The following is a 5,928-nucleotide window of genomic DNA, read 5'->3' as shown; positions in this document are numbered from 1 at the left end:
ACCCGATCCGACAGTCGCTCACCAGATGACTTCAGTTGACCCGCTCTTGGCACATCAACAACAACGACCAGAGTGCCCCTAAGTTACCGGTATTGAGGCTAATAGGGGCTGTTCCGTTCGACCAGCAGCAGTCCGTCAGGGCCCATCGTGTAGAACTGGGGCGGCCTCATCGTGTCCAGGGCCGCGCGCAGCTCTGCTTTCTTCTCGACGGGATGAGAATCGTTCGGGTCTCTCACGCGGAAACCATGGAGCTCGATGTTCTCCGGGTCGACGTCCCCCGGCTCGGGCATGCCCTCCTGGATGAAGCCGCATAGTGCACGCAGCGCGTCTTCGCCGAGCTCCAGAGGGTGAAAGGGCAGGGCATAAGGCTCCTCTTCCTCACCCGGCCACGGAGTGCCGTCCGCCGGACGGTCCCCAGCCCAGTAGGGAAGTTCGAAGGGGAGCGGTTCGCCGATGTTCTCGATGATCCCGTCGTCCGGTGACAGGCTCAGAGAACGGATGAGACGTCCGTCTTCCCATACAGCGAACGCCGACCAGTTGACCACGCTGTGCATGGCGTGGAGGACCAACCGTCGGCCGGCACTGGCCGCGACGAGATGCCCGGGGAGCTGTGACGGGGAATCGATCATCACGCGTCGATCGCAGACGATCTCGACGCCGGGCCAACTCGCCGCATAGGCCGTTCCCTCCGGGGGATACACGCCCTCATATAGGTCCGAGCCACGACCTTCCTCGATCTCGCAGCTCGGATTAAGACGCCGCATCATGACGGACGTCTGTTCCAAGTCCGCCGCTCCCACCTGCCGTAGTAGACCAGGCACATCGCCGTCGGCGTACACGAGCAGACCGGTCTTGGCTCCCAAGGCCCCTCCCCAATCACCATGCATTTCGTCGCTGCACCGTATCCCCCCGCTCTGACACAGGAGCAGCGTCATCAGCGCGGCCACTCTGGGCCGTCTCCTCAGGCGAACGGCGACATGCCGCAGCCTTCCAAGTGGGCGAGTGTGGCCTCAAGGCATGCGTCGACGGATGCCAAGTCACTCCTAAGGAAAGACTCTCCCAAGACTCCGCCGGAGACGATCACCATCCATCGATGTCCGCGCGTGCGCTCACCGTCGGCCTTGAAGACCACCGAGCACCCTTGCTCGGCCAGCCATTCCATCAGTTCTACGACGTCCATATCCGTCCCTCCGGTGAAGATCATGCCCGCCGACCGGTGGGCATCGCTGGCCCACCCCATGCCGTACGAGGGCTACTGATCGCCCAACTGACCTTAGGTGCCGGATCTCATGGAGTTATGGATCAGAAGCTGTCTGTGCCTCAACCGCGCCAGGTCGGGTGGGGACTTACGGGGAACTGCGGCGGCGGGCGGGGGCAGGGCCACAGACAGCAGACATCGAAGTCGGCATGCCGTGGGCCAGACCCCAAATGGCCCCACCTCGCTCCTAACGCGGGTGTCAGGAGGTTCACGAGGCGGTGGAGCCGCTTGCCGTAGATGCGGCACCCAGCCATCGGCCAGCCCTCCCTCGGAGGCCACTGAACACGCGAGCCCTGCCGCAACATTTGCCGCTTGCGGTGCTCACCGTGCCCTAATGCGGGCGGACGTTGCCACAAGATTCATTACCGTTTGACGCGACCACGAGCGGCCAGGACAGCGAGGGCGAGGAGAGCAGGTTCGACGAGGCGGGACAGCATCTCGATGTACGTTCCCGCTGTGGTCAAGTCCTGGCTCGATGACCGGAACACTACTGAGTTGATCACTACGCGCAAGGACTTCTCGAATTGCTGGGAGGTCAGGCGCTGGCTGAGCGGTCCGCTGGGATTCACGGGATCGGTAGTGCCACTCGTCATCGAGATGGTCTTGCCGGTCAGCCTGCCGGTGCTATCGGGCTTTGCGGCCACCTTCGGTATGCCCCACAGCGTCATCACGAGCACGGTTGTCGCCATAGCCCCCAGTAGCCACCCCAAAGCGCGTGAGGCGCGCATCCCGTAGCCCGATACGGCCCAGTAGAGGGTGAGCAGCGTGCGCTCTGCCCGGGGCCGTTTTGGGTCGTGGCGACGCATCTCCATCTCGCCGTAGTAGAAGTCTGCGGCATCGGGCTCATTCTTGCCGTCCTCAAAGGACTTGCGAAGCTGCCGATACACCGAGGCCAACTCCGTCGGCTCCACGACCTTCACTCCGGTCGGTGCCGCCGCCCATGCGTCCTGGCCTTGGGCAGCACGCCAGTGCTGCTCCTCGGCCAGCGTTCGCCGGTTAGTCCATCGCACCGGTAATAGCCCGCGTCGGCGTATGCCCACAGGCGGAGGGGCCAGGAGGTACTCGCCCTCTAGGCGCAATTGGTCGAGATGTACCGCGCCGGACAGCCGGCAGAGGGTCAGGTCTGCGTTGTGGAGAACCACGTGAGCTGCGTCCACACCTCGTAGGGAGGCCACTCGCACTCTCGCATCGCTGCCAGCAAGAGCGCCCTCTTCAAGACCTTCTTCGGTCCGCCCAGTTCCGGTCCGATCGGTGAACGGGTTCGTCTGGGCAATGATGCTGAATGGATGGGCGAGGACTGCATCGGTGAGGTCCACGGTGGCGTACCGCAGACGCAAGGTCGCTTTTGCCGCCCATTCTGTCTGTGTGCACCACATCCTCCTCGTCGCTGCCTCGATCACGACCGGAGCTGCGAAGATCACCCCGGACAGATCGACGGCCTCTTCGCACACCAGGGGCCCTAGCCGCGAGGCACTTTCGAACCTCGCCCCGTCGAACCAGGCACAGCCGAGGACGTGGGCTCCCTGAAACCCGACGCTTCCCAAGAACTGAGCGCCGTCGAACGCGGCGTTGCCAGAGAAGGTGGTAAGCCCAAACCTAGCGTGCCCGGAAAACCGCGCTCTGTCGAAACGAACGTCGTCGGTGAACTGCGCCTGCCCGAACCACACGTTGCTGTCGAACGCCGCATCGCGGAACTGGGCACCTCGGAATTGTGCCCGCTCAAACCTCGCGTCCTCATCGAACACTGTTGCCACGAAGCGGGCGGTGCCCAGGAACGTTGCCTGTTCGAAGCTGGCCGCACCCTTGAAATGTACGCCGCCGAAATCGGCGTCGCCAAGAAGCCGCGCCCCGTCGAAACGGACGGTGCCGAGGGTGATCTGCCAGGTGTCGGGATCCCGGACGGCATCGAGGAGCAGAGCGAGGAGATTCTCGGTGATGGAAGTGCAGCGGTGATCCAGATCGCTTCCAGGCCTCAGCTGTGCGAGGTAGGCGGCACGATGGTCGTCGTCGAGGTGGTCCAGACATCTACGGTACGGATCGACGCGGCGTCCAAGGCAGCGTTCATGACCTTCGGCCGAAGGGGAGACGTGTCCGCAGTACGGCCAGGACGGCATGGCATCGGAGAGCTGAGGCGTCACATCAAAAGGAGACGGCCGGGCGCGGACACAAGTTCCACACTGCTCATAGCCGACCCCGTCCGGGCTCGGGTCCAACGCGCTGCCAGTCCCTCGGCCGCGGCCGTGATGCCCACGGTGGCGGCGATGAGCCCACTTCATAGCCGCCGCGTGCCACAGCCGTGCCAGATGCTGAAGCCAGTGACGGCCAACAAGGGTCTACAGCCGTCGAGTTGCCAGCCGCCTCACCAGGTACCGAAGCGCCAGGTCACCAGCATGAATTTCCACCCTCGCTCCTGGAGTGGTTGTCCAGCGCGCTCACCGAGTCCAGATCCGCTGGAACTCTTCCGCTGGGAGGGCCTCCGGCTGGTCCTCTTCAGGATCGATCGCTTGATCTGTGCCGAGTAGTCGCCGGAAGATCCAGTACAGCAGTCTCATACGCCATCAGAAGGGATCACGGCTCACCTGAGGCGCGCGAGAGCCAGCAGGTCAAGACGATGCGCGAATAATGGCACGCAGGCTCGACGCTGCTGCCTGGTGTATCTGGCTCGTCTCATCCGGCCATGTCCCCAGGGCCGCCCACGCCTGGGCCGCGCGCGTGCCGGCCCACCGGGCGGCCGCTCCTGCGGCAGGTCACGCCTCCGCCGCCGACGCCAATGCGCGTGGTGGTTGGGTAGGAGCCCGATGGCCCTCTTGCGCGAGCTCGTATCGACCCGCTATTCCGGTTCGGGGGGTGGGTTCTGATGAGTCCGGGTGGGTGGCGCGAGAGTCGGCTGTTGCTGATTGTGGCTGGGTTGGCGCTGTTGGCGACCGGCCCGGCCGTGTTGGCGACGTTTGAGATCACCAACCGGTGGGCGGTAGGCGCCGCGGTCGGGGGCGCGGCCGTGCTGGTGGCGGTGGCCGGGGTGTGGCAGGAGCGCTACAAACGCGCCGCGCAGCAGTGGGACGAGCAGGCTCTCAAGGTCGAGAGCGGTTGTCTGGTGCTGCCGAGCGGCCGACTGCCAACGGTGGCGCAGACGACCGACCCGCTCCGGCTGGGCGTGCATCCTGCCCCGATCAGCGCCGTCGAGCCGACACAGCAGCCTGCTGCCGCGGCGGCAGAGCGGGTGCCGGTTTACGTGCCGCGCGACATCGATGCGGTTCTGCGTGAGCGATTGGCGCGTGGCGGCTTCGTGCTGCTGGTGGGGGATTCCACCGCGGGTAAGTCCCGCGCGGCCTATGAGGCAATGCGCACGACCTTGCCTCATCATCTGTTGATCGCGCCGCAGAATCGCGTGGCCCTGCCGGCGGCGCTGGCCCAAGCGGTTAGCACTCGGCGGTGCGTGCTGTGGCTGAGCGACCTGGAACACTATCTGGGCGCCGACGGGTTGACCCGAACCGGCATCGCGCGGGTGCTGAGTGGAAACGGCCACCACCGCATCATCCTGGCGACTCTGCGCGCAGCTGAGCAGGCCCGCCTCACTGGCGGCCCGACCACTCAGGATGAAGCCGGTCGTACGGCCCACCACGAGGCCCGCGAGGCCCTGGAACAAGCCCACCTACTGCGCATGCAGCGGGTGTTCAGCGCCGCCGAGCAGCAGCGGGCCCGAGCCCGTGAGTGGGATCCGAGGATCGCGGACGCCCTCGCCCATGCTGACGTCTATGGCCTCGCTGAATACCTGGCCGCCGGGCCCGAGCTGCTGCGTGACTGGCACGATGCCTGGAGCCCGAACACCGATCCTGCCGCGCCAACGCATCCACGCGCCGCCGCCCTGATCGCGGCCGCCACCGACATCCGCCGGGCCGGCCACACTGCGCCCCTGTCGCGTCACCTGCTGGAGGCCACCCACGAGCATTACCTCAACCAGCGCGGTGGCCGCCGACTGCAGCCAGAACCGTTGCCGACTGCGTGGGAATGGGTCACCAAGCCGCGGCGGGCCACCACCGCGCTGCTTCAGCCGGAAGACGACGAGCACGTCCAAGTCTTCGATTACCTGACCGACACCGTCCAACGGCACAGCGCCCCCGGCGAGCATGTCCCCGCGGGCGTCATTGAAACCGTGCTGGCCGACTGTGCTCCGCACGATGCCACCAATATCGCCGCGACCGCGTACGCCCAAGGCCGATACCAACTCGCGGAGAGCGGTTGGCGCGCGGCTTATGGGGCCAGAGATACGACCCTGGGCCCGGAGCACCCAGACACCCTGATCAGCCGCCACAACCTCGCCGTCGCACTCCGGGATCTGGGGCGGCTGGAGGAGGCGGAGGTGGAGCACTGTGCAGTGTTGGATGCCCGCATCCGGGTGCTAGGCCCCGAACACCCGAAGACCCTGACAAGCCGCAGCAACCTCTCCGTCGTGTTCCGGGATCTGGGGCGGCTGGAGGAGGCGGAGGTGGAGCATCGTGCAGTGTGGGATGCCCGCATCCGGGTGCTGGGCCCCGAGCACCCGCACACCTTGATCAGCCGCAGCAGCCTTGCCAGCGTGTTCCGGGATCTGGGGCGGCTGGAGGAGGCGGAGGTGGAGCATCGTGCAGTGTGGGATGCCCGCATCCGGGTGCTGGGCCCCGAGCACCCGC

At 65.9% G+C, this 5,928-nt stretch carries 4 protein-coding genes; 1 reads left to right on the top strand and 3 read right to left on the bottom strand.

What is annotated here, in order from left to right:
* Nucleotides 1-98 precede the first annotated feature (98 nt).
* The 3 genes from ACZ67T_RS45975 to ACZ67T_RS45965 form a co-directional block, all read right to left on the bottom strand.
* Nucleotides 99-863: a DUF6928 family protein gene (locus tag ACZ67T_RS45975; protein WP_469993003.1), complete on the bottom strand. Its 765-nt coding sequence runs from the start codon at nucleotides 861-863 to the stop codon at nucleotides 99-101.
* Between the two features lie 98 nt (nucleotides 864-961).
* Nucleotides 962-1,180 carry a hypothetical protein gene (locus ACZ67T_RS45970; protein WP_469993001.1) on the bottom strand — a complete coding sequence of 73 codons (219 nt, stop codon included), beginning with the start codon at nucleotides 1,178-1,180 and terminating at the stop codon, nucleotides 962-964.
* A 440-nt stretch (nucleotides 1,181-1,620) separates the two neighbouring features.
* Nucleotides 1,621-3,396 carry a pentapeptide repeat-containing protein gene (locus ACZ67T_RS45965; protein WP_469992999.1) on the bottom strand — a complete coding sequence of 592 codons (1,776 nt, stop codon included), beginning with the start codon at nucleotides 3,394-3,396 and terminating at the stop codon, nucleotides 1,621-1,623.
* A 761-nt stretch (nucleotides 3,397-4,157) separates the two neighbouring features.
* Here ACZ67T_RS45965 and ACZ67T_RS45960 point away from each other — a divergent pair.
* On the top strand, nucleotides 4,158-5,928 hold a 1,771-nt coding region (locus ACZ67T_RS45960), incomplete at its 3' end, for a tetratricopeptide repeat protein (RefSeq protein ID WP_469993004.1).

It is taken from the genome of Streptomyces sp. NPDC107517 (assembly GCF_055582645.1).
Note: the sequence above shows the minus strand (reverse complement) of the source record. Positions and strands in the feature narration are given on the sequence as shown.